This is a genomic window from Pseudomonas sp. K5002 (assembly GCF_013386655.1).
In the GTDB taxonomy this organism is placed as follows: Bacteria; Pseudomonadota; Gammaproteobacteria; order Pseudomonadales; family Pseudomonadaceae; genus Aquipseudomonas.
Genome location: NZ_JACARK010001353.1, coordinates 1 through 1,351 on the forward strand (window position 1 = coordinate 1; position 1,351 = coordinate 1,351).

At 62.7% G+C, this 1,351-nt stretch carries 2 protein-coding genes; both read left to right on the forward strand.

The features are described from left to right. A partial coding sequence (locus HX846_RS36295; RefSeq protein WP_256740413.1) for an ATP-binding protein occupies nt 1–798 on the forward strand: 798 nt, incomplete at its 5' end. A 146-nt stretch (nt 799–944) separates the two neighbouring features. After that, nucleotides 945–1,351, forward strand: a 407-nt coding sequence (locus HX846_RS36300) for an enoyl-CoA hydratase-related protein (protein WP_178967356.1), incomplete at its 3' end; no start/stop codon positions are given.

Here is a 1,351-nt window from a genome sequence, read left to right on the forward strand (position 1 = left end):
CGCCTGAAAAGCACCGCCGCGCAACTCGGCCAGGGCAACCTTGCGGCCCGCACAAAAATCCCGCCCAGCTCCAACATCGGCAGCCTGGCGGCGGTGTTCGACACCATGGCCAACGACATCGAACAGCTGCTCAACCAGCAACGCGACTTGCTCAATGCCGTCTCCCATGAACTGCGTACGCCGCTGACGCGCCTGGACTTCGGCCTGGCCCTGGCGCTGTCCGACGACCTCCCGGCGGCCAGCCGTGAGCGGCTGCAAGGGTTGGTGGCGCACATTCGCGAGCTGGATGAGCTGGTGCTGGAGCTGCTCTCCTACAGCCGTTTGCAAAACCCGGCGCAAACACCCGAGCGGGTGGAAGTGGTGCTGGATGAGTTCATCGACAGCATCCTGGGCAGCGTCGACGACGAACTGGAAAACCCGGATATCGTGATCGACGTGGTGCTGGACTGCGCCGTGGAACGCTTCACCCTGGACCCGCGCCTGACCGCCCGGGCCCTGCAAAACCTGCTGCGCAACGCCATGCGGTATTGCGAGCGGCGAATTCAGGTGGGGGTGAAGGTGTGTCCCAGGGGGTGCGAGATTTGCGTGGATGATGACGGCATTGGCATTCCGGTTGACCAGCGAGAGCGGATTTTCGAGCCGTTCTACCGGCTGGATCGCAGCCGGGATCGAGCCACTGGCGGTTTTGGCCTGGGATTGGCCATCAGCCGGCGGGCGCTGGAGGCGCAGGGCGGAACATTGACGGCCCAGGCTTCACCATTGGGTGGTGCACGCTTCCGGCTCTGGCTGCCGAGTTAAAGAACACCACANNGGCAAGCCAGCTCCCTCATTTGATCTTCATCGTTCTTCAGTCCCGAATTTGGCGTTTGCACAGCCTTACCACCTCACGCGGTGCCTTGTTATAGTTCGGCCCCTATTCCAGCCGCCAGTCAAGGATCACTGCCATGTCCGAATACCAAGCCTTTGTCGTCGAACTCAGCGGCAACGTCGCCCATGTGCAGCTCAATCGCCCGGAAAAGATCAACGCGATGAACGCGGCGTTCTGGACCGAGATCATCGACATCTTCCAATGGGTCGAAGACACCGACGCGGTGCGAGCCGTGGTCATCAGCGGCGCCGGCAAGCATTTCTCCTCCGGCATCGACCTGATGATGCTGGCCTCGGTGGCCAATGACTTCGGCAAGGACGTGGGCCGCAACGCGCGCCTGCTGCGGCGCAAGATCCTCGAACTGCAAGCCTCCTTCAACGCCGTCGACAACTGCCGCAAGCCGGTACTCGCGGCGATCCATGGCTACTGCATCGGCGGCGCCATCGACCTGATCAGCGCCTGTGACATGCGCTACGCCGCCGA